Below are 24,673 nucleotides of genomic sequence, written 5' to 3'. Positions count from 1 at the left end.
TCGTCCTGCGACCACTGCGTCCACGATAGGCGCCCGCACCGACAGAGCCCGACCGTTGTCCACAGGTGCGAGAACTTGTCCTATCAGCCCATCGGACGCTTTCGGCCGGTGACCGGGACACGCGACGGCCCCGGCGCCTCGTCACCGAGGAACCGGGGCCGCACGCCGCGGGTACGGGGCTCAGCGCACGAACACTCCCGCCTGGCTGGCCAGGTCCAGGAAGTACTGCGGCGCCACGCCGAGCACCAGCGTGACCGCCACGCCGACGCCGATCGCCACCATGGTCAGCGGCGAGGGCACGGCCACGGTCGGGCCCTCCGGCTTCGGCTCGCTGAAGAACATCAGCACGATCACGCGGATGTAGAAGAACGCGGCGATCGCCGAGGAGATCACACCGATCACGACCAGCGGGGCCGCCCCGCCGTCCGCCGCGGCCTTGAACACGGCGAACTTCCCCGCGAACCCGGAGGTCAGCGGGATACCGGCGAAGGCCAGCAGGAACACCGCGAACACCGCCGCCACCAGTGGTGAACGACGGCCGAGGCCGGCCCACTTGGACAGGTGCGTCGCCTCGCCGCCCGCGTCGCGCACCAGCGTGACCACGGCGAAGGCGCCGATCGTCACGAAGGAGTACCCGGCCAGGTAGAACAGGACGGAGGAGACGCCGTCCTTCGAGGTCGCGATGACACCCGCGAGGATGAATCCCGCGTGGGCGATGGACGAGTACGCCAGCAGCCGCTTGATGTCGGTCTGCGTGATCGCGACGATCGCACCACCCAGCATGGTGATGATCGCCACCGCCCACATGACCGGCCGCCAGTCCCAGCGCATGCCGGGCAGGACGACGTACAGCAGGCGCAGCAGCGCGCCGAACGCCGCGACCTTCGTGGCCGCCGCCATGAAGCCGGTGACCGGAGTCGGCGCCCCCTGGTAGACGTCGGGCGTCCACATGTGGAACGGCACCGCGCCCACCTTGAACAGCAGGCCCATCACGATCATGGCGCCGCCGATCAGCAGCAGCGCGTCGCTGCCCATCGTGTCGGCCAGCGCCGGGTCGATGCCCGTGACGGTGCCGTCGACGACCTGGGCGATGCGCCCGTAGGACACCGAGCCGGCGTAGCCGTACAGCAGGGCGATGCCGAACAGGGTGAACGCCGAGGCGAACGCGCCGAGCAGGAAGTACTTGACCGCGGCCTCCTGCGACATCAGCCGCTTGCGGCGGGCCAGCGCGCACAGCAGGTACAGCGGCAGGGAGAAGACCTCCAGGGCCACGAACAGCGTCAGCAGGTCGTTGGCCGAGGGGAACACCAGCATGCCGCCGACCGCGAAGAGCAGCAGCGGGAACACCTCGGTGGTGGTGAACCCGGCCTTCACCGCGGCCTGCTCGCTGTCACTGCCCGGCACGGACGCGGCCTGGGCGGCGAAGGAGTCGACCCGGTTGCCGTGCGCCGCCGGGTCCAGGCGCCGCTCGGCGAAGGTGAACAGGCCGACCAGGGCGGCCAGCAGGATCGTGCCCTGCAGGAACAGGGACGGTCCGTCGACCGCGATCGCCCCCATGGCCGCGATGTGCGCCTTGGTGGTGCCGTACCCGTCGGACGCGAGTGCGACGACCGCGGCGAACGCGGCGCACAGGGCCACGACGGACACGAACACCTGCGCGTAGTAACGGGACTTGCGCGGGACGAAGGCCTCGACCAGCACCCCGACCAGCGCCGCGCCGAGGACGATCAGGGTCGGCGACAGCTGTCCGTATTCGATCTTCGGCGCACCGATCTTCGCGATCGGGTCGGCCGCGTTTGTCCACAGGCTGTGGACGGCTGCGGTGCTCACTTGGCGGCCTCCACCTCGGGCTTGGGGTCCTTCTTGTGTACGTCGGACATGGTCTGCTTGACCGCCGGATTGACGATGTCCGTGACGGGCTTCGGGTAGACGCCCAGGAAGATCAGCAGTGCGATCAGCGGGGCGACGACCACCAGTTCCCGCACCCGGAGGTCGGGCATCGCCGACACCTGGGGCTTCACCGGGCCCGTCATCGTCCGCTGGTACAGGACGAGGACGTAGAGCGCGGCGAGGACGATGCCGAGGGTGGCGACGATGCCGATCGCCGGGTAGCGCGTGAACGTGCCGACCAGGACCAGGAACTCGCTGACGAACGGCGCGAGTCCCGGCAGCGAGAGGGTGGCGAGGCCGCCGATCAGGAAGGTGCCGGCGAGCACCGGGGCGACCTTCTGCACGCCTCCGTAGTCGGCGATGAGCCGCGAGCCGCGCCGGGAGATCAGGAAGCCGACGACCAGCAGCAGCGCGGCCGTCGACAGGCCGTGGTTGACCATGTAGAGCGTGGCACCGGACTGGCCCTGGCTGGTCATCGCGAAGATGCCCATGATGATGAAGCCGAAGTGCGAGATCGACGCGTAGGCCACCAGGCGCTTGATGTCCCGCTGGCCGACGGCGAGCAGCGCCCCGTAGAGGATGCTGATCAGCGCCAGGACGAGGATGACGGGCGTCGCCCACTTCGACGCCTCCGGGAACAGCCCGAGGCAGAAGCGGAGCATCGCGAAGGTGCCCACCTTGTCGACGACCGCGGTGATGAGGACGGCGACCGGGGCGGTGGACTCCTGCATGGCGTTGGGCAGCCAGGTGTGCAGCGGCCACAGCGGCGCCTTCACCGCGAAGGCGAAGAAGAAGCCGAGGAACAGCCAGCGTTCGGTGCTGGTCGCCATGTGCAGCGAACCGGTCGCGCGCGCGTGGGCGATCTCCTGGAGCGAGAAGTTCCCGGCGACGACGTAGAGGCCGATCACCGCGGCCAGCATGATCAGGCCGCCGACCAGGTTGTAGAGCAGGAACTTCACCGCGGCGTACGACCGCTGGGTGGAGGCCGTCTCCTCGCCGTGCTCGTGGGCACGGTCCCCGAAGCCGCCGATGAGGAAGTACATCGGGATGAGCATGGCCTCGAAGAAGATGTAGAAGAGGAAGACGTCGGTGGCCTCGAAGGAGAGGACCACCATCGCCTCGACCGCCAGGATCAGCGCGAAGAAGCCCTGGGTGGGCCGCCAGCGGCGGCTGCCGGTCTCCAGCGGGTCGGCGTCGTGCCAGCCCGCGAGGATGATGAAGGGGATCAGCAGGGCGGTCAGCGCGACCAGCGCCACCCCGATGCCGTCCACGCCCAGTTCGTAGCGGACGCCGAAGTCCGCGATCCAGGCGTGCGACTCGGTGAGCTGGTAGCGGGCGCCGCCCGGGTCGAAGCGGACCAGCACGGTGATCGCCAGCGCCAGCGTGGCCAGCGAGACGACCAGCGCCAGCCACTTGGCGGCGGTGCGCCGCGCGGCCGGCACGGCGGCCGTGGCGACGGCCCCGAGCGCCGGGAGCGCCGCCGTCACTGTCAGCAGGGGAAAGGACATCGGTATCAGACCGCCCTCATCAGCAGGGTCGCGGCGACGAGGAGTGCCGCACCGCCGAACATCGAGACCGCGTAGGAGCGGGCGAAGCCGTTCTGGACCCGTCGCAGCCGCCCGGACAGGCCGCCGAAGCCGGCCGCCGTGCCGTTGACGACGCCGTCGACCAGGGTGTGGTCGACGTACACCAGGGAGCGCGTCAGGTGCTCGCCGCCGCGGACGAGGACGACGTGGTTGAAGTCGTCCTGGAGCAGGTCGCGGCGGGCGGCCCGGGTGAGCAGGGAACCGCGCGGGGCGACGGCCGGGACGGGCTTGCGGCCGTACTGCGCCCAGGCGATGGCGACGCCGACGACCAGGCACACCATCGTCGCCCCGGTCACGGTCCAGGCGCTGACCGGCGAGTTGCCCTCGCTGTGCCCGGTGACCGGCTCCAGCCAGTGCAGGAAGCGGTCGCCGATGCTGAAGAACGCGCCGCCGAAGACCGAGCCGACGGCCAGCACGATCATCGGGATCGTCATGACCTTCGGGGACTCGTGCGGGTGCGGTTCGGCGTGCTCGCCGCGGTGCTCGGCCGCGGGCTCGGCGCTCGGCGCCTCGGGCGAGCGGGTGGGCTGGTTCCGCCAGCGCTCCTCGCCGAAGAACGTCATCAGCATCACGCGCGTCATGTAGAACGCGGTGATGGCCGCGCCCAGCAGGGCCGCACCGCCGAGGATCCAGCCCTCGGTGCCGCCCTTGGCGAAGGCGGCCTCGATGATCTTGTCCTTGGAGAAGAAGCCGGACAGGCCCGGGAAGCCGATGATGGCGAGGTAGCCGAGGCCGAACGTGATGAACGTGACCGGCATGTACTTCCGCAGCCCGCCGTACCTGCGCATGTCGACCTCGTCGTTCATGCCGTGCATGACCGAGCCCGCGCCGAGGAACAGCCCGGCCTTGAAGAAGCCGTGCGTCACCAGGTGCATGATCGCGAAGACGTAGCCGATGGGACCGAGGCCGGCGGCCAGCACCATGTAGCCGATCTGCGACATGGTCGAGCCGGCCAGCGCCTTCTTGATGTCGTCCTTGGCGCAACCGACGATCGCACCGAACAGGAGCGTGACCGCGCCGACCACGGTGACGGCGAGTTGCGCGTCGGGGGCGGCGTTGAAGACGGCTCCCGAGCGGACGATGAGGTACACGCCCGCGGTCACCATCGTCGCCGCGTGGATCAGGGCCGAGACCGGGGTCGGGCCCTCCATGGCGTCCCCGAGCCAGGACTGCAGCGGCACCTGCGCCGACTTGCCGCACGCGGCGAGGAGCAGCATCAGGGCGATCGCGGTCAGCTTGCCCTGCGAGGTGTCGCCCACGTGGGAGAACACCGGCCCGAAGGCGAAGGACCCGAACGTCGTGAACATCAGCATGATCGCGATGGACAGGCCCATGTCGCCGACGCGGTTGACCAGGAAGGCCTTCTTGGCGGCCGTGGCGGCGCTGGGCTTGTGCTGCCAGAAGCCGATGAGCAGGTAGGAGGCGAGGCCGACGCCCTCCCAGCCGACGTAGAGCAGCAGGTAGTTGTCGGCGAGGACGAGCAGCAGCATCGCCGCGAGGAACAGGTTCAGGTAGCCGAAGAAGCGGCGGCGGCGCTCGTCGTGCTCCATGTACCCCACCGAGTACAGGTGGATCAGCGAGCCGACGCCGGTGATGAGCAGGACGAACGTCATGGACAGCTGGTCGAGGCGGAAGGTGACGTCCGCCTGGAAGCCGGCCACCGGGATCCAGCTGAACAGGTGCTGGATCAGCGTCCGGCTTCCCGCGTCCCTGCCGAGCAGGCCGGCGAACAGGACGAGGCCGATCACGAAGGAGGCGGCCGACAGCAGCGTGCCGATCCAGTGGCCGACGGCGTCCAGCCGCCGGCCGCCGACCAGGAGGACGGCCGCTCCGAGCAGGGGCGCCGCGATGAGCAGCGCGATCAGGTTCTCCACGATTCTTCCGACCCCTTACAGCTTCATCAGGCTGGCGTCGTCGACCGAGGCCGAGTGGCGGGTGCGGAACAGCGACACGATGATCGCCAGGCCCACCACGACCTCCGCGGCGGCGACGACCATCGTGAAGAAGGCGATGATCTGGCCGTCGAGGTTGCCGTGCATCCGGGAGAAGGTGACGAACGCGAGGTTGCAGGCGTTGAGCATCAGCTCGATGCACATGAACACGACGATCGCGTTGCGCCGGATCAGCACACCGGTCGCGCCGATGGTGAACAACAGGGCGGCGAGATAGAGGTAGTTGACGGGGTTCACTTCGACGCCTCCTCGGCCCGCTTGAACGTCGCCGGCTCGATCTGCCTGCGCTCCAGGCGCTCCTCCGCGCGCTGCTCCAGCGCGCGCAGGTCGTTGAGCGCCTCGGTCGACACGTCACGGATCTGACCGCGTTCGCGCAGCGTCTTGCTGACGGTCAGCTCGGACGGGGTGCCGTCGGGCAGCAGACCCGCGATGTCCACGGCGTTGTGCCGGGCGTAGACACCGGGGGCGGGCAGCGGCGGCACGTGCGTGCCCTCGCGGACGCGCTGCTCGGACAGCTCGCGCTGCGTCTTGGCGCGCTCGGTGCGCTCGCGGTGGGTGAGCACCATGGCGCCGACGGCGGCCGTGATCAGCAGGGCGCCGGTGATCTCGAAGGCGAACACGTACTTGGTGAAGATGAGGGAGGCCAGTCCCTGCACGTTGCCGTTCGCGTTCGCCTGGCCGGTGCCGTCGAACTCCTTCAGCGAGGCGTTCGCGATGCCCGCGAGGAGCAGGACGCCGAAGCCGGCCCCGCACAGCAGGGCCAGCCAGCGCTGGCCCTTGATGGTCTCCTTCAGCGAGTCCGCGGCTGTCACGCCGACGAGCATCACCACGAACAGGAACAGCATCATGATCGCGCCGGTGTAGACGACGATCTGCACGATGCCCAGGAAGTAGGCGCCGTTGGCGAGGTAGAACACCGCCAGGACGATCATGGTCCCGGCGAGGCTGAGCGCGCTGTGCACGGCCTTCCTCATGAAGACGGTGGACAGGGCGCCGATCACCGCGACCGTGCCGAGGACCCAGAACTGGAAGGCCTCACCGGTGGAGGTGGTGTAGGCGGCGAGCTGAGTGGCGCTCATCGGCGGATCACCTTCTCCGACGCCGGTTCGCTCTCCCCGAAGGTGGAGTCGGCCTCCTGTGCGACCTCGCCCTTGGAGACGGCGACCTGCCGTACGGTGCCCGGCGCGGCCTCGGTCACCAGGCCCCGGTAGTAGTCCTGCTCGTCCGTGCCCGGGAAGATCGAGTGGGGCGTGTCGACCATGCCCTCCTCGAGGCCGGCGAGCAGCTGCTCCTTGGTGTAGATGAGGTTGGCGCGGCTGGAGTCGGCCAGTTCGAACTCGTTGGTCATCGTCAGCGCGCGCGTGGGGCACGCCTCGATGCACAGGCCGCACAGGATGCAGCGGGCGTAGTTGATCTGGTAGACGCGGCCGTACCGCTCGCCCGGCGAGTAGCGCTCCTCGTCGGTGTTGTCGGCGCCCTCCACGTAGATGGCGTCGGCGGGGCAGGCCCAGGCGCACAGCTCGCAGCCGACGCACTTCTCCAGGCCGTCCGGATGGCGGTTGAGCTGGTGCCGTCCGTGGAACCGCGGAGCCGTGGTCTTCTTCTGCTCCGGGTACTGCTCGGTCAGCCGCTTCTTGAACATGGCCTTGAAGGTCACGCCGAAGCCGGCCACGGGGTTCAGGAAACCGGGCTTGGTCTCCTTGGGCTCCTCAGCCATCGGACGCCTCCTTTCCATCCGTAGGTCCGTCACTCACAGTGTCGGGGCCACCACTGACAATCAGCTCCCGCTCGCGGTGCGAGCGGCGCCTCGGCACCGGCGGAAGCTCCTGTCCGGGCAGCGGCGGTACGGGGAATCCGCCCGCCATCGGGTCGAATCCGGCCGGCTGCGCGGGCGGTTCGGCCGGCTGGGCCTTCCCGCGGAACAGGTCGGCGACGAAGGAGATCAGCAGCAGGGCGAGGACCGCGCCGCCCACGTAGAGGGCGATGTCGGCGAAGTCGTAGTTCTCGTTGCGCAGGGCCCGGACGGTCGCGACGAGCATCAGCCAGGTCACGGAGACCGGGATGAGGACCTTCCAGCCGAGCTTCATCAGCTGGTCGTAGCGCACCCGCGGGAGGGTGCCGCGCAGCCAGATGAAGAAGAACAGCAGCAGCTGGACCTTGATGACGAACCACAGCAGCGGCCACCAGCCGTGGTTCGCGCCCTCCCAGAAGGTGCTGATCGGCCAGGGCGCCCGCCACCCGCCGAGGAAGAGCGTGGTCGACACGGCCGAGACCGTCACCATGTTGACGTACTCGGCAAGCATGAACATCGCGAACTTGATCGACGAGTACTCGGTGTTGAAGCCGCCGACCAGGTCGCCCTCGGACTCCGGCATGTCGAAGGGGGCCCGGTTGGTCTCACCGACCATCGTGACGACGTAGAGGATGAAGGAGACCGGCAGCAGCAGGATGTACCAGCGGTCGTGCTGCTGCTCGACGATCGTGGACGTCGACATCGACCCCGAGTAGAGGAACACGGAGGCGAACGCGGCGCCCATCGCGATCTCGTAGGAGATCATCTGCGCGCAGGAGCGCAGGCCGCCGAGGAGCGGGTAGGTGGAGCCGGAGCTCCAGCCCGCCAGCACGATGCCGTAGATGCCGACGGAGGCGACCGCGAGGATGTAGAGCATCGCGATCGGCAGGTCGGTCAGCTGCATCGCGGTGCGGTGGCCGAAGATCGAGACCTCGTTGTCGGCCGGCCCGAACGGGATCACCGCGATCGCCATGAAGGCCGGGATGGCCGCGACGATCGGCGCGAGGACGTAGACCACCTTGTCGGCGCGCTTGACGATGACGTCTTCCTTCAGCATCAGCTTGATGCCGTCGGCGAGCGACTGGAGCATGCCCCAGGGACCGTGCCGGTTGGGGCCGATGCGCAGCTGCATCCAGGCGACGACCTTGCGCTCCCAGACGATGGAGAACAGCACGGTCACCATCAGGAAGGCGAAGCAGAACACCGCCTTGACGACGACCAGCCACCAGGGGTCGCGGCCGAACATCGAGAGGTCTTCTGCGGCGAGGTACGGGCTCATGCCTCCACCTCCTTGGGGGCTTCTTCGGCGACTGCCGCCGGGCCGATGCGGACGAGGGAGCCGGGCACCGCTCCGGTGGAGGAGGCGACGCCCGAGCCGACCGAGTTCAGCGGGAGCCAGACCACGCGGTCGGGCATCTCGGTGATCTGGAGCGGGAGTTCGACGCGGCCGGCCGGGCCGGTGACGGCGAGGAGCTCGCCGTCCGCGACGCCCGACTCCGCGGCCGTCGCGGCCGACACGCGCGCGCGTGCGGCGTGCCGCGTGCCGGCCAGCGCCTCGTCGCCCTCCTGCAGGACGCCCCGGTCGAGCAGCAGCCGGTGCCCGGCGAGCACGGCCTCACCGGCGGCCGGGCGGGGCAGCACGCCCGCGGACTGCCCGGGCCCGTCGAGCCGCGGGCCGTCCCAGGCGCCGAGCCGGTCGATCTCCGCACGCGTGGTGCGCAGGTCCGGCAGGCCCAGGTGGACGTCCATCGCGTCGGCCAGCATCTGCAGCACCCGCCCGTCGGTGGGGGCGAGGCGGCGGGTCATCTGGTCGGGCTTGAGCGCGGCCTCGAAGAAGCGGACCCGGCCCTCCCAGTTGAGGAAGGTGCCCGCCTTCTCGGCGACCGCGGCGACCGGCAGGACGACGTCGGCGCGGTCGGTGACCTCGCTGGGCCGCAGCTCCAGGGACACCAGGAAGCCGACGCCGTCGAGCGCCTCACGCGCGCGGGCCGGGTCGGGCAGGTCGGCGACCTCCACACCGGCGACCACGAGGGCGGAGAGTTCGCCGGTGGCGGCCGCCTCGATGATCTGGTGGGTGTCGCGGCCGTAGCGCAGGGGCAGTTCGGCGAGCCCCCAGGCGGCGGCGACCTCCTGCCGCGCGCGCGGGTCGGTCGCCGGGCGGCCGCCCGGCAGCAGCGACGCCAGCGCGCCGGCCTCGACCGCGCCGCGCTCACCGGCGCGCCGCGGGATCCAGACCAGCTGGGCGCCGGTCGCGGCGGCGGCCCGTACGGCGGCGGTGAGGCCGCCGGGGACGGCGGCGAGCCGCTCGCCCACGAGGATCACCGAGCCCTCGGCGCGCAGCGCGTCCGCCGCGCCGGTGCCGGGCTCCTCCAGGCCGACACCGCCCGCGAGGGCGTCCAGCCATTCGGTCTCGGTGCCGGGGGCGGCCGGCAGCAGGGTGCCGCCCGCCTTCTCCAGGCCCCGGGTGGCGTGCGTGGCCAGGGCGTAGACCCGCTGCTTGCGCTTGCGCCAGGCCTTGCGCAGCCGCAGGAAGACCCCGGGTGCCTCCTCCTCCGACTCGAAGCCGACGAGCAGGACGGCGGGCGCCTTCTCCAGGGAGGTGTACGTGACGCCGGTACCGTCGAGGTCGCGGCCGCGGCCCGCCACCCGGGACGCCAGGAAGTCGGCCTCCTCGCCGCTGTGCACGCGCGCGCGGAAGTCGATGTCGTTCGTGGCGAGCGCCACGCGCGCGAACTTGCTGTAGGCGTAGGCGTCCTCGACGGTCAGCCGGCCGCCGATGAGGACACCGGCCCGGGAGCGGGCGGCGGTCAGCCCGCGGGCGGCCGCCTCCAGCGCCTCGGGCCAGGACGCGGGCTCCAGGACGCCCTCGGCGTTGCGGACGAGCGGGGTGTCGAGGCGGTCCTTGAGCTGCGCGTAGCGGAACGCGAAGCGTCCCTTGTCGCAGATCCACTCCTCGTTGACCTCGGGGTCGTCGGCGGCGAGCCGCCGCATGACCTTGCCGCGCCGGTGGTCGGTGCGGGTGGCGCAGCCGCCCGCGCAGTGCTCGCACACCGACGGCGAGGAGATCAGGTCGAACGGGCGGGAGCGGAACCGGTAGGCCGCCGAGGTGAGCGCGCCGACCGGGCAGATCTGGATGGTGTTGCCGGAGAAGTACGACTCGAACGGGTCGCCCTCGCCGGTGCCCACCTGCTGCAGCGCGCCCCGCTCGATCAGCTCGATCATCGGGTCGCCCGCGACCTGGTTGGAGAAGCGGGTGCAGCGGGCGCACAGCACGCACCGCTCGCGGTCGAGCAGCACCTGCGTCGAGATCGGCACGGGCTTCTCGTACGTCCGCTTGCGGCCCTCGAACCGGGACTCGGCGTTGCCGTGGGACATGGCCTGGTTCTGCAGCGGGCACTCGCCGCCCTTGTCGCAGACCGGGCAGTCCAGCGGGTGGTTGATGAGGAGCAGTTCCATCACACCGTGCTGGGCCTTCTCGGCGACCGGCGAGGTGAGCTGGGTCTTCACGACCATGCCGTCCGTGCACGTGATGGTGCAGGAGGCCATGGGCTTGCGCTGGCCCTCGACCTCGACGATGCACTGGCGGCAGGCGCCGGCCGGGTCGAGCAGGGGGTGGTCGCAGAACCGCGGGATCTCGATGCCGAGCTGCTCGGCGGCCCGGATGACCAGGGTGCCCTTGGGCACGCTGATCTCGACGCCGTCGATCGTCAGCGTGACGAGGTCCTCCGGCGGGACCGCCGCCTCTCCCCCTCCGGAGGGAGCACTGGTGGTCACGGTCATGCGTTCACCTCCGGGCGGTCCGCCCAGGCCGTCGACTTGGCCGGGTCGAAGGGGCAGCCCCGGCCCGTGATGTGCTGCTCGTACTCCTCGCGGAAGTACTTCAGCGAGGAGAAGATCGGTGAGGCGGCGCCGTCGCCGAGGGCGCAGAAGGACTTGCCGTTGATGTTGTCGGCGATGTCGTTCAGCTTGTCGAGGTCGGACATGCTGCCCTTGCCGGCCTCGATGTCCCGCATCAACTGCACCAGCCAGTACGTCCCTTCACGGCAGGGGGTGCACTTGCCGCAGGACTCGTGGGCGTAGAACTCGGTCCAGCGGGTCACCGCCCGCACCACGCAGGTCGTCTCGTCGAAGCACTGCAGGGCCTTCGTGCCGAGCATGGAGCCCGCGGCGCCCACCCCTTCGTAGTCGAGGGGGACGTCGAGGTGCTCGTCGGTGAACATCGGGGTCGAGGAGCCGCCCGGCGTCCAGAACTTCAGCCGGTGCCCGGGGCGCATCCCGCCGCTCATGTCGAGGAGCTGGCGGAGCGTGATGCCGAGCGGGGCCTCGTACTGGCCTGGGCTCGCGACGTGGCCGCTGAGCGAGTAGAGCGTGAAGCCCGGGGACTTCTCGCTGCCCATCGCCCTGAACCATTCTTTCCCGTTTTTCAGGATGGCGGGAACCGACGCGATCGACTCGACGTTGTTCACAACAGTCGGACAGGCGTAGAGGCCTTCCACGGCAGGGAAGGGGGGACGCAGCCGCGGTTGACCACGGCGGCCTTCGAGCGAGTCGAGCAGGGCGGTCTCCTCACCGCAGATGTACGCGCCCGCACCCGCGTGCACGGTGAGTTCGAGGTCGAGTCCGCTGCCCAGGATGTTCTCGCCGAGGAAGCCCGCCGCGTAGGCCTCGCGCACGGCCTCGTGCAACCGCCGCAGAACGGGGACGACTTCACCCCGCAGATAGATGAAGGCATGCGACGACCGGATGGCGTAGCACGCGATCACGATGCCCTCGATGAGGCTGTGCGGGTTCGCGAAGAGGAGCGGGATGTCCTTGCACGTCCCGGGCTCCGACTCGTCGGCGTTGACAACAAGATAGTGCGGTTTCCCATCACCCTGGGGAATGAACTGCCACTTCATCCCCGTCGGGAATCCCGCGCCGCCGCGCCCGCGCAGACCCGAATCCTTGACGTACGCGATCAGGTCGTCCGGCGACATGGCGAGCGCCTTGCGGAGCCCCTCGTACCCTTCGTGCCTCCGGTAGACGTCCAGGGACCAGGACCGGTCCTCGTCCCAGAAGGCCGACAGCACGGGTGCGAGCAGCTTCTCGGGGCTCGAGTCCTTGAGTTCGGGTGCCACGGTCATCACTCCCCCTCCTCTGCGGCAGGCCCCGCGGGGTGGGCCGGGTCGGAGGCCGAGGTCTCCTGCGGCGCGTCATGAGAACTGAGGTGCTCGGTCGGCGACGGCTCGTGCACCCGGTCCCGCGGTTCGTCCTGCGGACCGCCGTCGCGCGGATGGACCACGCGCGCGGGTGCGGCCTCTCCCCTTGCCAGGCGAAGGCCCACCAGCGACGCGGGTCCCGCACTGCCGCCCTCCTCGACGGCCCCGGGCCGCTCGTCGGGGAAGCCGGCCAGGATCCGCGCGGTCTCCTTGAAGGTGCACAGGCGCGCCCCGCGCGTGGGCTGCACGGGGCGCCCCTCGCGCAGGTCGTCGACCAGGCGCTTGGCGCTGCCCGGCGTCTGGTTGTCGAAGAACTCCCAGTTGACCATCACGACGGGCGCGTAGTCGCAGGCCGCGTTGCACTCGATGTGCTCCAGGGTGACCTTGCCGTCGTCGGTGGTCTCACCGTTGCCGACGCCCAGGTGCTCCTGGAGCTCTTCGAAGATCGCGTCGCCGCCCATCACCGCGCACAGGGTGTTGGTGCACACGCCCACCTGGTAGTCACCGGAGGGCTTGCGCCGGTACATGGTGTAGAAGGTGGCGACGGCGGTGACCTCGGCCGTGGTCAGGCCGAGCATGTCCGCGCAGAACCGCATGCCGGTGCGGGTGACGTGGCCCTCCTCCGCCTGCACGAGGTGGAGCAGCGGCAGCAGGGCGGACCGGGAGTCGGGGTAGCGCGCGATGACCTCGCGCGCGTCCGCCTCGAGCCGGGCCCGGACGTCGTCCGGGTACGCGGGTGCGGGCAGTCCGGGCATGCCCAGGCTGACGCCCCGCTCCGAGGAACTGGTGGTCACCGGTCGACGCCTCCCATCACGGGGTCGATGGACGCCACGGCGACGATCACGTCGGCGACCTGGCCGCCTTCGCACATCGCCGCCATGGCCTGCAGGTTGGTGAAGGACGGGTCGCGGAAGTGGACCCGGTAGGGGCGGGTGCCGCCGTCGGAGACGGCGTGCACGCCGAGCTCGCCCTTGGGCGACTCGACCGCCGCGTACGCCTGTCCCGGCGGGACGCGGAAGCCCTCGGTGACCAGCTTGAAGTGGTGGATCAGGGCCTCCATGGAGGTGCCCATGATCTTCTTGATGTGGTCGAGGGAGTTGCCCAGTCCGTCCGGGCCCAGGGCGAGCTGGGCGGGCCAGGCGATCTTCTTGTCGGCGACCATGACCGGGCCGGGCTGGAGCCGGTCCAGGCACTGCTCGACGATCCTGAGCGACTGGCGCATCTCCTCCAGGCGGATCAGGAAGCGCCCGTAGGAGTCGCAGGTGTCGGCGGTCGGGACGTCGAAGTCGTACGTCTCGTAGTCGCAGTACGGCTGGGCCTTGCGCAGGTCGTGCGGGAGGCCGGTGGACCGCAGGATCGGGCCGGTGGCGCCGAGGGCCATGCAGCCGGCCAGGTCGAGGTAGCCGACGTCCTGCATGCGGGCCTTGAAGATGGGGTTCCCGGTGGCGAGCTTGTCGTACTCCGGGAGGTTCTTCTTCATCTTCTTCACGAACTCGCGGATCTGGTCCACCGCGCCGGGCGGCAGGTCCTGGGCGAGTCCGCCGGGCCGGATGTACGCGTGGTTCATGCGCAGGCCCGTGATGAGCTCGTAGATGTCGAGAATCATTTCACGATCACGGAACCCGTAGATCATGATCGTGGTGGCGCCGAGCTCCATGCCACCGGTGGCGATGCACACCAGGTGGGAGGAGAGCCGGTTCAGCTCCATCAGGAGCACCCGGATGATCTTGGCGCGCTCGGTGATCTGGTCCTCGATGCCGAGGAGTTTCTCGACGGCGAGGCAGTAGGCGGTCTCGTTGAAGAAGGACGTCAGGTAGTCCATGCGCGTGACGAAGGTGGTGCCCTGCGTCCACGTGCGGAACTCGAGGTTCTTCTCGATGCCGGTGTGCAGGTAGCCGATGCCGCAGCGGGCCTCGGTGACCGTCTCGCCCTCGATCTCCAGGATCAGCCGGAGCACCCCGTGCGTGGAGGGGTGCTGGGGGCCCATGTTGACGACGATGCGCTCGTCGTCGGCGCGGGCCGCGGACTGGACGACCTCGTCCCAGTCGCCACCGGTGACCGTGTAGACGGTGCCCTCGGTGGTCTCACGTGCCGATGCTGACTGAGTGCTCACGAGTACGACCTCCGCTGGTCCGGAGCCGGGATCTGGGCGCCCTTGTACTCGACGGGGATGCCGCCGAGGGGGTAGTCCTTGCGCTGCGGATGGCCCTGCCAGTCGTCCGGCATCATGATCCGCGTCAGGGCCGGATGACCGTCGAAGACGATTCCGAAGAAGTCGTAGGTCTCGCGTTCGTGCCAGTCGTTGGTCGGATAGACGGAGACCAGGGACGGCACGCGCCGGTCGCCGTCGGGGGTGCTGACCTCGAGGCGGATGAGCCGGTTGTGGGTGATCGAGCGCAGGTGGTAGACGGCGTGCAGCTCGCGGCCCGTGTCGTGCGGGTAGTGGACACCGCTGACGCCGGTGCACAGCTCGAAGCGCAGCGCGGGGTCGTCGCGCAGGGTGCGGGCGACGCGGAGCAGGTGCTCGCGTTCGACGTGGAAGGTGATCTCGCCGCGGTCGACGACCGTCTTCTCGATGGCGTTGCCGGGGAGGAGACCCTGTTCCTCCAGGGCGCCCTCGAGCTCGTCGGCGACCTCGTCGAACCAGCCGCCGTAGGGCCTGCTCGCCGGTCCCGGGAGCCGTACGGAGCGGACCAGGCCGCCGTAGCCGGAGGTGTCGCCGCCGTTGTTGGCGCCGAACATGCCGCGCTGGACGCGGATCTCCTCGCCGCCCTGGCCGCGCCGGCCGGGGAGGTTGGAGGCGGAGAGATCCTTCTCGGGGTTGACCCCGTTCGCGGACCCGTTGACGCCGTGGGTGCCGTTCGCGTCACTCACCGCAGCAGCCCCTTCATCTCGATCGTGGGCAGGGCCTTGAGGGCCGCCTCCTCCGCCTCGCGTGCCGCTTCCTCGGCGTTCACGCCGAGCTTGGAGGACTGGATCTTCTGGTGGAGCTTGAGGATCGCGTCCATCAGCATCTCGGGCCGGGGCGGGCAGCCGGGGAGATAGATGTCGACCGGGACGATGTGGTCGACGCCCTGGACGATCGCGTAGTTGTTGAACATGCCGCCCGAGGAGGCGCAGACGCCCATGGAGATCACCCACTTCGGGTTGGGCATCTGGTCGTAGACCTGCCTCAGGACCGGCGCCATCTTCTGGCTGACCCGGCCGGCGACGATCATCAGGTCAGCCTGGCGCGGCGAGCCGCGGAAGACCTCCATGCCGAAGCGCGCGAGGTCGTACCGGCCGGCGCCGGTGGTCATCATCTCGATGGCGCAGCAGGCCAGGCCGAAGGTGGCCGGGAAGACGGACGCCTTGCGCACCCAGCCCGCGGCCTGCTCCACGGTGGTCAGCAGGAAGCCGCTCGGCAGCTTTTCTTCGAGTCCCATGTCTGTAAAGGCCCCTCAGTCCCATTCCAGGCCGCCGCGCCGCCATACGTACGCGTACGCGACGAAGACGGTGAGCACGAAGAGCAGCATCTCCACGAGCCCGAAGATCCCCAGGGCGTCGAAGGTGACGGCCCAGGGGTAGAGGAAGACGATCTCGATGTCGAAGACGATGAAGAGCATCGCCGTCAGGTAGTACTTGATGGGGAAGCGCCCGCCGCCGGCCGGCGTGGGGGTCGGCTCGATACCGCACTCGTAGGCCTCGAGCTTGGCGCGGTTGTACCGCTTCGGACCGATCAGCGTGGCCATGACCACGGAGAAGATCGCAAAGCCTGCCCCGAGGGCTCCCAGTACGAGGATGGGCGCATACGCGTTCACCGCTCCTCGCTCCTCTCAGTCGGCACTGACTGCTGGCGGTTGCACTGGGCTCACAGCCGCCCCACGAGTCCCCTCCGGCCCGGGCGTCCCGGGCCAAGATCGGGAGCATGTGAAGCAGGTCACAAGCCCAACTGCCTCGCATCCTATGCCTGCCGCCCTGTGATCTGCGACACGGGGTATTCCACAAGCTTTGTGATCTCCACCACCTGACGAAGGATCATGAAGTCGGATGATGAGTGATCTTCATACGCGAAGCGTCCAGGTGATCACCAGAAGTGACAAGTTCGCTCGTCATCGCAGGCCGGAGGGGTCGTCTCCATATCAAGAGAGTTCCGCTGCATGCAAATTCGCGGTGGACGCCCCGCCTTGATAGAGGGACGCGTTCACACATCAGGGGGAGCTTCGGGACGGTGTGTGGACGCGCGACGGCGCGTGCATGCGTTCACGAGCTCCCGCGTACGCGGGACGCCGCGCTTCCGGTGACCGTTCCGTGACCTCCGCCACATCCATGAGAGGTGTCTGAGAACGGGGCTTGGCCATCGACCCCAACCAGTGGTAGGCGCGGGGCAATCCGGACTAAATGATCAAACACCGTGATCAAGGGCTTGATCGCGTGCATCCAAAATGTCCGTTACGGCGTCAATAAGGAACGGCACGACCGGGATTTCGCCCCCCGATTGAGCAACTGTGGCGCAGCACACGTTTCTTGAAGATATGAAGGAGCCCCTGGTACCGGTTATTCCCATGTCCCACACCGCTCACATACGCAGCCACCGGAAGCCCCGCCGCAGCGCGTCGTCCCTCGCGATGCGGGCCGGAGTCGCCGGTGGCGTCCTCAGCACCCTGGCAGTCGCCGGGGCGTCGGGCTCGGCGAACGCTGCCGAGCCGGTGACGCAGACCCTTGAACTGCCCACCCTGACGGCCGACCTGGCCGCCCAGGTGGCCCAGTCCGCGGACGCCACGCAGCAGGCCGCCGCGAACTACGAGCTGCAGGCCGAGCGTGATGCGGCCGCCGCAAACGCCGCGAAGCAGGCCAAGGCGGACCTCGCCGACGCCAAGCACAAGGCCGCCGAGGCGAAGAAGAAGGCCGAGGAGGCCGCCCGCAAGGCGGCCGCCGCGCGGGCCTCGCGCAGTGCGGCACGGACGACCCTGTCCACCACCGCGAGCGCCTCCGTCTCCACGAGCACCTCCACCTCCACCTCGACGGCCACGGGTTCGGCCGCTGCCGTCATCTCCTTCGTGAAGGCCCAGGTCGGCAAGGCCTACGTCTCCGGCGCCACCGGTCCGTCCGCCTACGACTGCTCCGGCCTGGTGCAGACGGCCTTCAAGCAGGTGGGCATCAGCCTGCCGCGCGTCTCGCAGGACCAGTCGACGGCCGGCACCCAGGTGTCGCTGAGCAACCTGCAGCCGGGCGACATCCTGTACTGGGGCAGCGCGGGCAGCGCGTACCACGTGGCGGTGTACGTGGGCGACGGTATGTTCGTGGGCGCCCAGAACCCCTCCAGCGGCGTCCAGGAGAAGCCGCTGTCGTACGACCCGCCGACCGGCGCCGTGCGGGTGCTCTGAGCGCTCCACACCCTTCTCACGCGTGAGGGCCGCAGCCGCTCGGGGGCTGCGGCCCTCACGCGTTCCCCGGCATGCCCGGCATGTCGGATACGTCGTCAGTTCGCCGCGAGGCGGACGAGAGCGGCCCGGCGGGACGAGGTGGACGTCCGCCGGGCCGCCGTCGCGGGTCACGCCTTCGGCGCCACCTTGGTCAGGCCGTTGATGATGCGGTCCATCGCGTCGCCGCCCGTCGGGTCGGTGAGGTTCGCCAGGAGCTTGAGGGTGAACTTCATCAGCATCGGGTGCGTGAGGCCGCGCTGGGCGGCGATCTGCATGACCTTCGGGTTGCCGATGAGCTTCACGAAGGCGCGGCCGAGGGTGTAGTAGCCGCCGTAGGTGTCCTTGAGGACCCGCGGGTAGCGCTGCAGGGCGATCTCCCGCTGGGCGGGCGTGGCCCGCGCGTGGGCCTGGACGATGACGTCGGCGGCGAGCTGGCCGGACTCCATGGCGTAGGCGATGCCCTCGCCGTTGAAGGGGTTCACCAGGCCGCCGGCGTCGCCGACGAGCAGCAGGCCCTTCGTGTAGTGCGGCTGGCGGTTGAAGGCCATGGGCAGGGCGGCGCCGCGGATCGGGCCGGTCATGTTCTCCGGGGTGTAGCCCCAGTCGGCCGGCATGGAGGCGCACCAGGCCTTGAGGATCTCGCGCCAGTCCAGCTCCTTGAACGCGGCGGAGGTGTTGAGCACGCCGAGGCCGACGTTGGAGGTGCCGTCGCCCATGCCGAAGATCCAGCCGTAGCCGGGCAGCAGGCGGTCCTGGGGGCCGCGGCGGTCCCACAGCTCCAGCCAGGACTCCAGGTAGTCGTCGTCGTGGCGCGGGGAGGTGAAGTACGTACGCACCGCGACGCCCATCGGGCGGTCCTCGCGGCGGTGCAGGCCCATCGCGAGGGACAGCCGGGTGGAGTTGCCGTCGGCGGCGACGACGAGCGGCGCGCGGAAGGTGACCTCGCGCTTCTCCTCGCCGAGCTTGGCGGTCACGCCGGTGATGCGGCCGGTGCGGTCGTCGACGACCGGGCCGGAGACGTTGCAGCGCTCGAAGAGGCGGGCGCCGGCCTTCTGGGCGTTGCGGGCGAGCTGCTCGTCGAAGTCGTCGCGCTTGCGGACGAGTCCGTAGTTCGGGTAGGCGGCGAGATCCGGCCAGTCGAGCTGGAGGCGGGAGCCGCCGCCGATGATGCGCAGGCCCTTGTTGCGCAGCCAGCCGGCCTCTTCGGAGATGTCGATGCCCATGGCCACGAGCTGCTTGACCGCGCGCGGGGTCAGGCCGTCGCCGCAGACCTTCTCGCGCGGGAACTCGGTCTTCTCCAGCAGCAGGACGTCGAGTCCGGCCTTCGCGAGGTGGTAGGCGGTGGTGGAGCCGGCCGGCCCCGCGCCGACGACGATCACATCGGCGGTGTTCTCGGAGAGGGGCTCAGTCTCGACGGTCACGGCGGGATCTCCCCAAGTTCGGAATCAGCGTGCCGACCGGCACTGGACATGGGCAGTCTATTCAGCAGAATTGATCACCCGGCTGAAGGGCTGCCCCGTGAACCGAGCTCTCCCCGCAGTACGACTGCGCGTGCCCACCGACGAGGACGCGTTCACCTGGCACCGGGTCTTCGCCGACCCCGAGGTCATGGAGTTCCACGGGGGCCGCGCCGCCGAGCTGTCCGTCTACGAGGAGCTGACCGCCCGCCAGCGGCGGCACGACGCGGAGCGCGGCTTCTGCCTGTGGTCGGTGCTGGACGACGCCGGTGACGTCGTCGGCTTCACCGGGGCCCAGCCGTGGCCGCACGCGTGGGGTCCGGCGGGCGAGATCGAGATCGGCTGGCGCTTCGGCCGGCCGCACTGGGGGCGGGGGTACGCCACGGCCGCCGCCGAGGAGACCCTGGAGCGGCTGCGGGCGGCGGGGGTGGAGCAGGTGGTGGCGATGGTCGACGCGCGCAACGAGCGCTCCATCGCGGTCACCCGGCGCCTCGGCATGCGCCTCGCGGAGACGTTCACGACCCCCTCCTCGGCCCGGCAGGGGCACTGCTACCGGCTCGAACTGTGACCGAGAGTAACTGATTGTCACAGAAAGCGACATGGCGCTTCCGGGCGGCCCGGGTGCGGAGTTACCCTGCACCTACCGCTGGGGGTGACATCTGTGCGCATAACACCCAAGACACCCGATGTGCGCGTTCCTCGTCTGGTCGGCCTCATGGCCGTGGACGCGCGCGAGACGGCCCGGGCGCGGGGCCTGTTCCTCAACGCGCCGGACCGTCCGGACTTCCTTCACACGGTCGTCGACTACGTCGTACGCCAGTACCCGCAGCCCGGCGCCGAGGTGCCGCCGGACGCCATGGTGTACGTGTGGTTCGACTTCGGTGAGGGCGAGGGGGGCGGGGGCGTGCGCGAGCCGCGCGTCCCGCGGCCGCCCACGGGCGGGCTGCGGCGCGAGCTGGGCCGGCCCGGGGACGCCTTCGAGACGATCGACCGCTGAGCGGTGCGCGCGGCCGGGGTCAGCTCTCCTTGAAGCCCCGGTGCAGCGCGACCACGCCGCCGGTCAGGTTCCGCCAGGCCACCTTCGACCAGCCCGCCTTGCGCAGCCGCTCGCCGAGGGCCGGCTGGTCGGGCCAGGCGCGGATGGACTCGGCGAGGTAGACGTACGCGTCGGGGTTCGAGGACACCGCGCGCGCGACCGGCGGCAGGGCCCGCATGAGGTACTCGCTGTAGACGGTCCGGAAGGGCGCCCACGTCGGGTGCGAGAACTCGCAGATCACCACGCGCCCGCCGGGCCGGGTCACCCGGTACATCTCGCGCAGGGCCGCGTCGGTGTCCTGCACGTTGCGCAGGCCGAAGGAGATGGTGACGGCGTCGAAGGTGTCGTCGCAGAACGGCAGTCTCGTCGCGTCGCCCGCCGTGAACGGCAGCCAGGGGTTCCTCTTCTTGCCGACCTGGAGCATCCCGATGGAGAAGTCGCAGGGGACGACGTACGCGCCCGAGCGCGTGAAGGGCAGCGAGGAGGTCGCCGTACCGGCCGCCAGGTCGAGGACCTTCTGCGCGGGACGCGCGTCGACCGCCTTCGCGACCTCCTTGCGCCAGCGCCGGTCCTGGCCGAGCGACAGCACGTCGTTGGTCAGGTCGTACCGTTCCGCCACGTCGTCGAACATCGAGGCGACTTCGTGCGGCTGCTTGTTCAGGGAAGCGCGGGTCACCCGCCCATTCTTGCAGGAGGCCCGCCCGGGACCGGCCGCAGGCCGGAGGCGGACGGCGATCGGGCTCAGCGGCGGCGGAACACGAGCCGTCCGGCCACCACCGTCGCCACGCACGTGCCGGAGCCGCGCTCGGCCAGTTCGGCCGCGTCGCGCACGTCGAAGACGGCGAAGCGGGCGGCGGAGCCGGCCTCGCGCTCGGGCGGGAGGTCCAGGGGCAGGCCCGAGGCGCACGGGTCGAGGGAGGGCACGCCGCCTGGACGCCCCAGCCGGCCCACGATCCCCAGGCCGGTACGGCGCACGGCGTCCCGCACCGCGCGGTTGCGCAGCGGTTCGCAGGCCGCCGCGACCGTGCCGTGCGCCAGCATCCGCTGCACCCCGCGCCGGGCGCTCGCGCCCCAGCGGGCGCTGTCCAGGGTGAGCGCCGCCAGCACGTCCCCGGTCAGCGGCTCGGTGCCGAGCGTGTCGGCCTCCCGCGGGTCGGGGTGGTACGCCTCCTCCAGCAGCTCGTTGCCGTGGAGGTTGACGAACCCGGACGTGAGGATGCCGGGCCACTCGCGCACGCGCGCCCGCGGGTACGCGGCGGCCAGCCGCTCCGGGGACCCCACGGCCTCGATCCACTCCCCCCTGACGGCGAAGGCGCGGCCGCGGGAGTCGGCGTGAATCGTCAGCACGGCCGGGTCAGTTGGACGCCAGCAGCTTCAGCTCGGGGTGGGCCGTGCCGCCTTCGATGGCCGTGGAGGAGATGTGGGAGACCACGCGGTCGTCGACGGGGTCGTTCGCCGGGTCGTCGTGGACCACGAGGTGCTCGTACGTCGTCGAGCGCTGCGCCGGGACGCGGCCCGCGCGGCGGATGAGGTCGATGATCTCCAGCCGGTTGGAGCGGTGCTTGGCGCCGGCCGAGGAGACGACGTTCTCCTCGAGCATGATCGAGCCGAGGTCGTCCGCGCCGTAGTGCAGGGACAGCTGGCCGACCTCCTTGCCGGTGGTCAGCCAGGAGCCCTGGATGTGCCGGACGTTGTCGAGGAAGAGGCGGGCGATCGCGATCATCCGCAGGTACTCGAACAGGGTCGCCTGGGTGCGGCCCTTCAGGTGGTTGTTCTCCGGCTGGTAGGTGTACGGGATGAAGGCGCGGAAGCCGCCCGTGCGGTCCTGGACGTCGCGGATCATGCGCAGGTGCTCGATGCGCTCGGCGTTGGTCTCGCCGGTGCCCATGAGCATGGTGGACGTCGACTCCACGCCCAGCCCGTGCGCGATCTCCATGATCTCCAGCCAGCGCTCGCCGCTCTCCTTCAGCGGGGCGATGGCCTTGCGGGGGCGCTCGGGCAGGAGTTCGGCGCCGGCGCCGGCGAAGGAGTCCAGACCGGCCGCGTGGATGCGGGTGATGGCCTCCTCGACGGACACGCCGCTGATCCGGGCCATGTGCTCGACCTCGCTCGCCCCCAGGCTGTGGATGACGAGCTGCGGGAACTCCTTCTTGATGGCCGAGAAGTGCTTCTCGTAGTACTCCACGCCGTAGTCCGGGTGGTGGCCGCCCTGGAACATGATCTGGGTGCCGCCCAGTTCGACGGTCTCCGCGCAGCGGCGCAGGATGTCGTCGAGGTCGCGGGTCCAGCCCTTCGCGGTGTCCTTGGGGGCCGCGTAGAAGGCGCAGAACTTGCACGCCGTGACGCACACGTTCGTGTAGTTGATGTTGCGCTCGATGATGTACGTGGCGATGTGCTCGATGCCCGCGTACGTCAGGCGGCGTGCGGCGTCGGCGGCGGCGCCGAGCGCGTGCAGGGGCGCGTCGCGGTAGAGGACGAGGGCCTCTTCCGGAGTGATCCGCCCACCGGCAGCGGCACGGTCGAGGACAGACTGGAGGTCGGCCTTCTCGGTCACCAGGGCGTCCTTTTCTCGGGTACGGGCGGACCGAACCAGCCTACGCCAGGGGGTTCGGGTGGCCGTCGTCAGGCCGCGTACGCGCCGATCAGGAGTCCGGCGAAGGCCCCCGCGAGGAGGAACGGGCCGAACGGGACGGCCGTCTTGCGGCCCGCCCGCCCGGCGAGGACGAGCGCGCCGCCGTACAGGGCGCCCAGCAGGAACCCGGCGAACGTGCCGAGCAGGACCGTCGGCCAGCCGTACCAGCCGAGGACGGCGCCCGTGCCGAGCGCCAGTTTCACGTCGCCGAAGCCCATGCCGCCCGGGTTGACGAGGAACAGCACGAAGTAGCCGGCGCCGAGGGCGAGCGCGCCGTACAGGGCGGTGAGCCAGTCGCCGGCGTGCTCGGGCAGCAGTGCGGCCGCCCCGAGCAGGGCCAGCGCGGCGGCCGCCATCGGCAGGGTCAGCGGGTCGGGCAGCCGCCGCACCCGCAGGTCCACGGCGGCCAGCAGCACCCACACCGGCGCGAGCAGCAGCCAGGCGGCCAGCTCGGGCCGGGTGCCGGTGGCGGCGGCGAGGAGGGCGCAGGTGAGGGCGGTGGCGGTGGCGAGGAGGAGAGCGGAGGGGGCGTACGGTCGACCGGGCGCACCCTGCGTGCCCTTCGCGCCCTTCGCGTCCTCGGCACAGTCCCCGCACGCCCGGCGGCCGAGCCAGCCCTCGAGCGCGTGGCCGTCGGGGCAGTGGGAGCGCCACGGCTCCTCCTCCGGGACGGCGAAGCGGTAGGCGGCGCGGGGCAGGTGGGCGCCCGCGGCCGCGCCCCACAGGGCGGCCAGGACCACCACGAGCAGGTCCACCGGGGCGGTCACCTAGCCGGCCCTCGACATGCGGGACACCGGGTTGCCCTCCGCCGCGCTGTCCGACGTGTACCGCAGGTCGTCGCCGACGGGCGTCAACTGGACGGGGTGCGGGGCGGGGTCGCAGCCGGCGTGGTTGTCCTTCGCGCCGGTCGAGGTCGCCACGATCCGGGTCTTCGTCACCTGCTTCAGGGTCAGGATGTCCGTGCAGACGCCGCCGAGCTGGTCGGTCTGCGTGAGCCGCCCGAACTCCCCGCCGACGCCCGCCCGGTGGACGGTGAGCCGGAAGGTGCCCATGGGCAGGCTGCCGTCGAGTCCGGTGGCCGGGCCCTCCCAGGTACCGAGGTATCGGGCCGGGACGGTGCCCGCGGGCTCGGGGGCGGTCGCGCCGTCGGTGGGATCGGGCGCGCCCGAGTAGGCGCCGCCGGGCGAGGACGGTCCGGGGGTGCGGGTGGCGGCCGGTCCGCTGCCCGCCGAGTCGTTCTCACCGCCGGTCCAGGGGCGCAGCAGCGCCCCGAGCCCCACGGCGCCCACGGCCAGTGCCCCCGCCACGGCCAGCGCGACGGTACAGCTCACGTTGCGGCCCCGGCCGCTCGCGCCCGGGGCGGAGCCCGCCGCCACACTGACGGTGAGCTTGCCGCGCGGCGGGGCGTCGTGCGGGGAGCCGTCGTGCGGTGCGGCGTTCCTGGGGGCGGGTACGACGGCGGGCGCACCGCCGGAACCGGCTCCGTCCGGGGCCATGACGGGCGCCGGCCCGAACTGCCCGGCGCCCGGGCCCTCGGCCCCCACCCCGGACTCCCCGGCTCCCGAGCCCCCGGCACCGGCGTGCCCGAGCCCTCCCCCCGAGCCGGGCACCGGCCCGGAACCAGGCCCCAGGTCCGGGCCGGACACGCTCCCGGGCACGGGCACCTGCATCGCCATCGGCCCAGGACCGGCCACCGAACTCTCGGCAACCGCCCCGGACTTCCCC

At 70.7% G+C, this 24,673-nt stretch carries 23 protein-coding genes; 3 read left to right on the top strand and 20 right to left on the bottom strand.

Going from position 1 to position 24,673, the window contains the following annotated elements; genetic code table 11:
* Positions 1-180 precede the first annotated feature (180 nt).
* From nuoN to AQJ66_RS31815, 14 genes are read right to left on the bottom strand one after another with little or no spacing between them, the layout of a single operon-like run.
* Entirely contained in the window at positions 181-1,830 is a 1,650-nt protein-coding gene (gene nuoN, locus AQJ66_RS31880; protein ID WP_061928871.1) for an NADH-quinone oxidoreductase subunit NuoN, read from the bottom strand.
* Positions 1,827-3,398, bottom strand: coding sequence for an NADH-quinone oxidoreductase subunit M (locus AQJ66_RS31875; RefSeq protein WP_061928869.1), 1,572 nt, complete (start codon positions 3,396-3,398; stop codon positions 1,827-1,829). The genes nuoN and AQJ66_RS31875 overlap by 4 nt, the downstream gene beginning before the upstream one ends.
* Positions 3,399-3,403: 5 nt before the next feature.
* Complete coding sequence (nuoL, locus tag AQJ66_RS31870) at positions 3,404-5,350, bottom strand: NADH-quinone oxidoreductase subunit L (RefSeq protein WP_061928867.1); 1,947 nt, start codon at positions 5,348-5,350, stop codon at positions 3,404-3,406.
* Between the two features lie 15 nt (positions 5,351-5,365).
* A complete protein-coding gene (nuoK, locus tag AQJ66_RS31865) occupies positions 5,366-5,665 on the bottom strand; it encodes an NADH-quinone oxidoreductase subunit NuoK (protein WP_023547474.1) in 300 nt (99 codons plus the stop codon).
* The gene (locus AQJ66_RS31860) at positions 5,662-6,507 is read right to left on the bottom strand and encodes an NADH-quinone oxidoreductase subunit J (protein ID WP_061928865.1); all 846 of its coding nucleotides are present in this window, start codon (positions 6,505-6,507) and stop codon (positions 5,662-5,664) included. The genes nuoK and AQJ66_RS31860 overlap by 4 nt, the downstream gene beginning before the upstream one ends.
* On the bottom strand, positions 6,504-7,145 hold the full coding sequence (gene nuoI / locus AQJ66_RS31855; protein WP_061928862.1) for an NADH-quinone oxidoreductase subunit NuoI: 642 nt from the start codon (positions 7,143-7,145) through the stop codon (positions 6,504-6,506). The genes AQJ66_RS31860 and nuoI overlap by 4 nt, the downstream gene beginning before the upstream one ends.
* Positions 7,138-8,499 (bottom strand): NADH-quinone oxidoreductase subunit NuoH, encoded by a 1,362-nt coding sequence (nuoH, locus tag AQJ66_RS31850; protein ID WP_061928860.1) that lies wholly within the window; start codon positions 8,497-8,499, stop codon positions 7,138-7,140. The genes nuoI and nuoH overlap by 8 nt, the downstream gene beginning before the upstream one ends.
* Positions 8,496-11,000 carry an NADH-quinone oxidoreductase subunit G gene (locus AQJ66_RS31845; protein WP_061928858.1) on the bottom strand — a complete coding sequence of 835 codons (2,505 nt, stop codon included), beginning with the start codon at positions 10,998-11,000 and terminating at the stop codon, positions 8,496-8,498. Before AQJ66_RS31845 ends, nuoH begins: the two co-directional genes overlap by 4 nt.
* Positions 10,997-12,346, bottom strand: a complete 1,350-nt coding sequence (gene nuoF / locus AQJ66_RS31840; protein ID WP_208611496.1) for an NADH-quinone oxidoreductase subunit NuoF — start codon at positions 12,344-12,346, stop codon at positions 10,997-10,999. The genes AQJ66_RS31845 and nuoF overlap by 4 nt, the downstream gene beginning before the upstream one ends.
* Positions 12,343-13,212: an NADH-quinone oxidoreductase subunit NuoE gene (gene nuoE, locus AQJ66_RS31835; protein WP_061928854.1), complete on the bottom strand. Its 870-nt coding sequence runs from the start codon at positions 13,210-13,212 to the stop codon at positions 12,343-12,345. The genes nuoF and nuoE overlap by 4 nt, the downstream gene beginning before the upstream one ends.
* Positions 13,209-14,531: an NADH-quinone oxidoreductase subunit D gene (locus AQJ66_RS31830; protein WP_061928851.1), complete on the bottom strand. Its 1,323-nt coding sequence runs from the start codon at positions 14,529-14,531 to the stop codon at positions 13,209-13,211. The genes nuoE and AQJ66_RS31830 overlap by 4 nt, the downstream gene beginning before the upstream one ends.
* A complete protein-coding gene (locus tag AQJ66_RS31825; RefSeq protein WP_061928849.1) occupies positions 14,528-15,292 on the bottom strand; it encodes an NADH-quinone oxidoreductase subunit C in 765 nt (254 codons plus the stop codon). The genes AQJ66_RS31830 and AQJ66_RS31825 overlap by 4 nt, the downstream gene beginning before the upstream one ends.
* Positions 15,289-15,843 (bottom strand): NuoB/complex I 20 kDa subunit family protein, encoded by a 555-nt coding sequence (locus AQJ66_RS31820; protein WP_007383964.1) that lies wholly within the window; start codon positions 15,841-15,843, stop codon positions 15,289-15,291. Before AQJ66_RS31820 ends, AQJ66_RS31825 begins: the two co-directional genes overlap by 4 nt.
* Positions 15,844-15,858: 15 nt before the next feature.
* The gene (locus AQJ66_RS31815; RefSeq protein WP_003992243.1) at positions 15,859-16,218 is read right to left on the bottom strand and encodes an NADH-quinone oxidoreductase subunit A; all 360 of its coding nucleotides are present in this window, start codon (positions 16,216-16,218) and stop codon (positions 15,859-15,861) included.
* A gap of 744 nt (positions 16,219-16,962) precedes the next feature.
* Here AQJ66_RS31815 and AQJ66_RS31810 point away from each other — a divergent pair.
* Positions 16,963-17,784, top strand: coding sequence for a C40 family peptidase (locus tag AQJ66_RS31810; protein ID WP_107119102.1), 822 nt, complete (start codon positions 16,963-16,965; stop codon positions 17,782-17,784).
* Positions 17,785-17,951: 167 nt separating this feature from the next.
* Here AQJ66_RS31810 and AQJ66_RS31805 read toward each other — a convergent pair whose 3' ends face one another.
* Entirely contained in the window at positions 17,952-19,244 is a 1,293-nt protein-coding gene (locus AQJ66_RS31805) for a geranylgeranyl reductase family protein (RefSeq protein WP_061928847.1), read from the bottom strand.
* Between the two features lie 97 nt (positions 19,245-19,341).
* Between AQJ66_RS31805 and AQJ66_RS31800 the strand changes: the two genes are divergently transcribed.
* Entirely contained in the window at positions 19,342-19,848 is a 507-nt protein-coding gene (locus tag AQJ66_RS31800; protein ID WP_061928928.1) for a GNAT family N-acetyltransferase, read from the top strand.
* A 93-nt stretch (positions 19,849-19,941) separates the two neighbouring features.
* Positions 19,942-20,277, top strand: a complete 336-nt coding sequence (locus AQJ66_RS31795; RefSeq protein ID WP_079060540.1) for a PASTA domain-containing protein — start codon at positions 19,942-19,944, stop codon at positions 20,275-20,277.
* A 19-nt stretch (positions 20,278-20,296) separates the two neighbouring features.
* Here AQJ66_RS31795 and AQJ66_RS31790 read toward each other — a convergent pair whose 3' ends face one another.
* From AQJ66_RS31790 to AQJ66_RS40730, 5 genes are all read right to left on the bottom strand, one after another.
* Entirely contained in the window at positions 20,297-20,992 is a 696-nt protein-coding gene (locus AQJ66_RS31790; protein WP_061928843.1) for a demethylmenaquinone methyltransferase, read from the bottom strand.
* A gap of 65 nt (positions 20,993-21,057) precedes the next feature.
* Entirely contained in the window at positions 21,058-21,663 is a 606-nt protein-coding gene (locus AQJ66_RS31785; protein ID WP_061928842.1) for an imidazolonepropionase-like domain-containing protein, read from the bottom strand.
* Positions 21,664-21,670: 7 nt separating this feature from the next.
* Entirely contained in the window at positions 21,671-22,870 is a 1,200-nt protein-coding gene (gene mqnC / locus AQJ66_RS31780; RefSeq protein ID WP_061928840.1) for a cyclic dehypoxanthinyl futalosine synthase, read from the bottom strand.
* Positions 22,871-22,938: 68 nt separating this feature from the next.
* Positions 22,939-23,715 (bottom strand): prepilin peptidase, encoded by a 777-nt coding sequence (locus AQJ66_RS31775; RefSeq protein ID WP_079060539.1) that lies wholly within the window; start codon positions 23,713-23,715, stop codon positions 22,939-22,941.
* A complete protein-coding gene (locus AQJ66_RS40730) occupies positions 23,716-24,492 on the bottom strand; it encodes a hypothetical protein (RefSeq protein ID WP_061928838.1) in 777 nt (258 codons plus the stop codon). It lies immediately after the preceding gene.
* Positions 24,493-24,673 lie beyond the last annotated feature (181 nt).

Origin of the sequence: Streptomyces bungoensis (assembly GCF_001514215.1) — a bacterium.
Classification (GTDB): domain Bacteria; phylum Actinomycetota; class Actinomycetes; order Streptomycetales; family Streptomycetaceae; genus Streptomyces; species Streptomyces bungoensis.
This window is presented reverse-complemented; position numbering and strand designations above follow the sequence as displayed.

Excerpts from the sequence above, each read along its gene's own strand:
- AQJ66_RS31875 (WP_061928869.1), bottom strand. The coding sequence starts at position 3,398 with ATGTCCTTTCCCCTGCTGACAGTGACGGCGGCGCTCCCGGCGCTCGGG.
- AQJ66_RS31860 (WP_061928865.1), bottom strand. The coding sequence starts at position 6,507 with ATGAGCGCCACTCAGCTCGCCGCCTACACCACCTCCACCGGTGAGGCC.
- nuoI (WP_061928862.1), bottom strand. The coding sequence starts at position 7,145 with ATGGCTGAGGAGCCCAAGGAGACCAAGCCCGGTTTCCTGAACCCCGTG.
- nuoH (WP_061928860.1), bottom strand. The coding sequence starts at position 8,499 with ATGAGCCCGTACCTCGCCGCAGAAGACCTCTCGATGTTCGGCCGCGAC.
- AQJ66_RS31845 (WP_061928858.1), bottom strand. The coding sequence starts at position 11,000 with ATGACCGTGACCACCAGTGCTCCCTCCGGAGGGGGAGAGGCGGCGGTC.
- AQJ66_RS31820 (WP_007383964.1), bottom strand. The coding sequence starts at position 15,843 with ATGGGACTCGAAGAAAAGCTGCCGAGCGGCTTCCTGCTGACCACCGTG.
- AQJ66_RS31810 (WP_107119102.1), top strand. The coding sequence starts at position 16,963 with ATGTCCCACACCGCTCACATACGCAGCCACCGGAAGCCCCGCCGCAGC.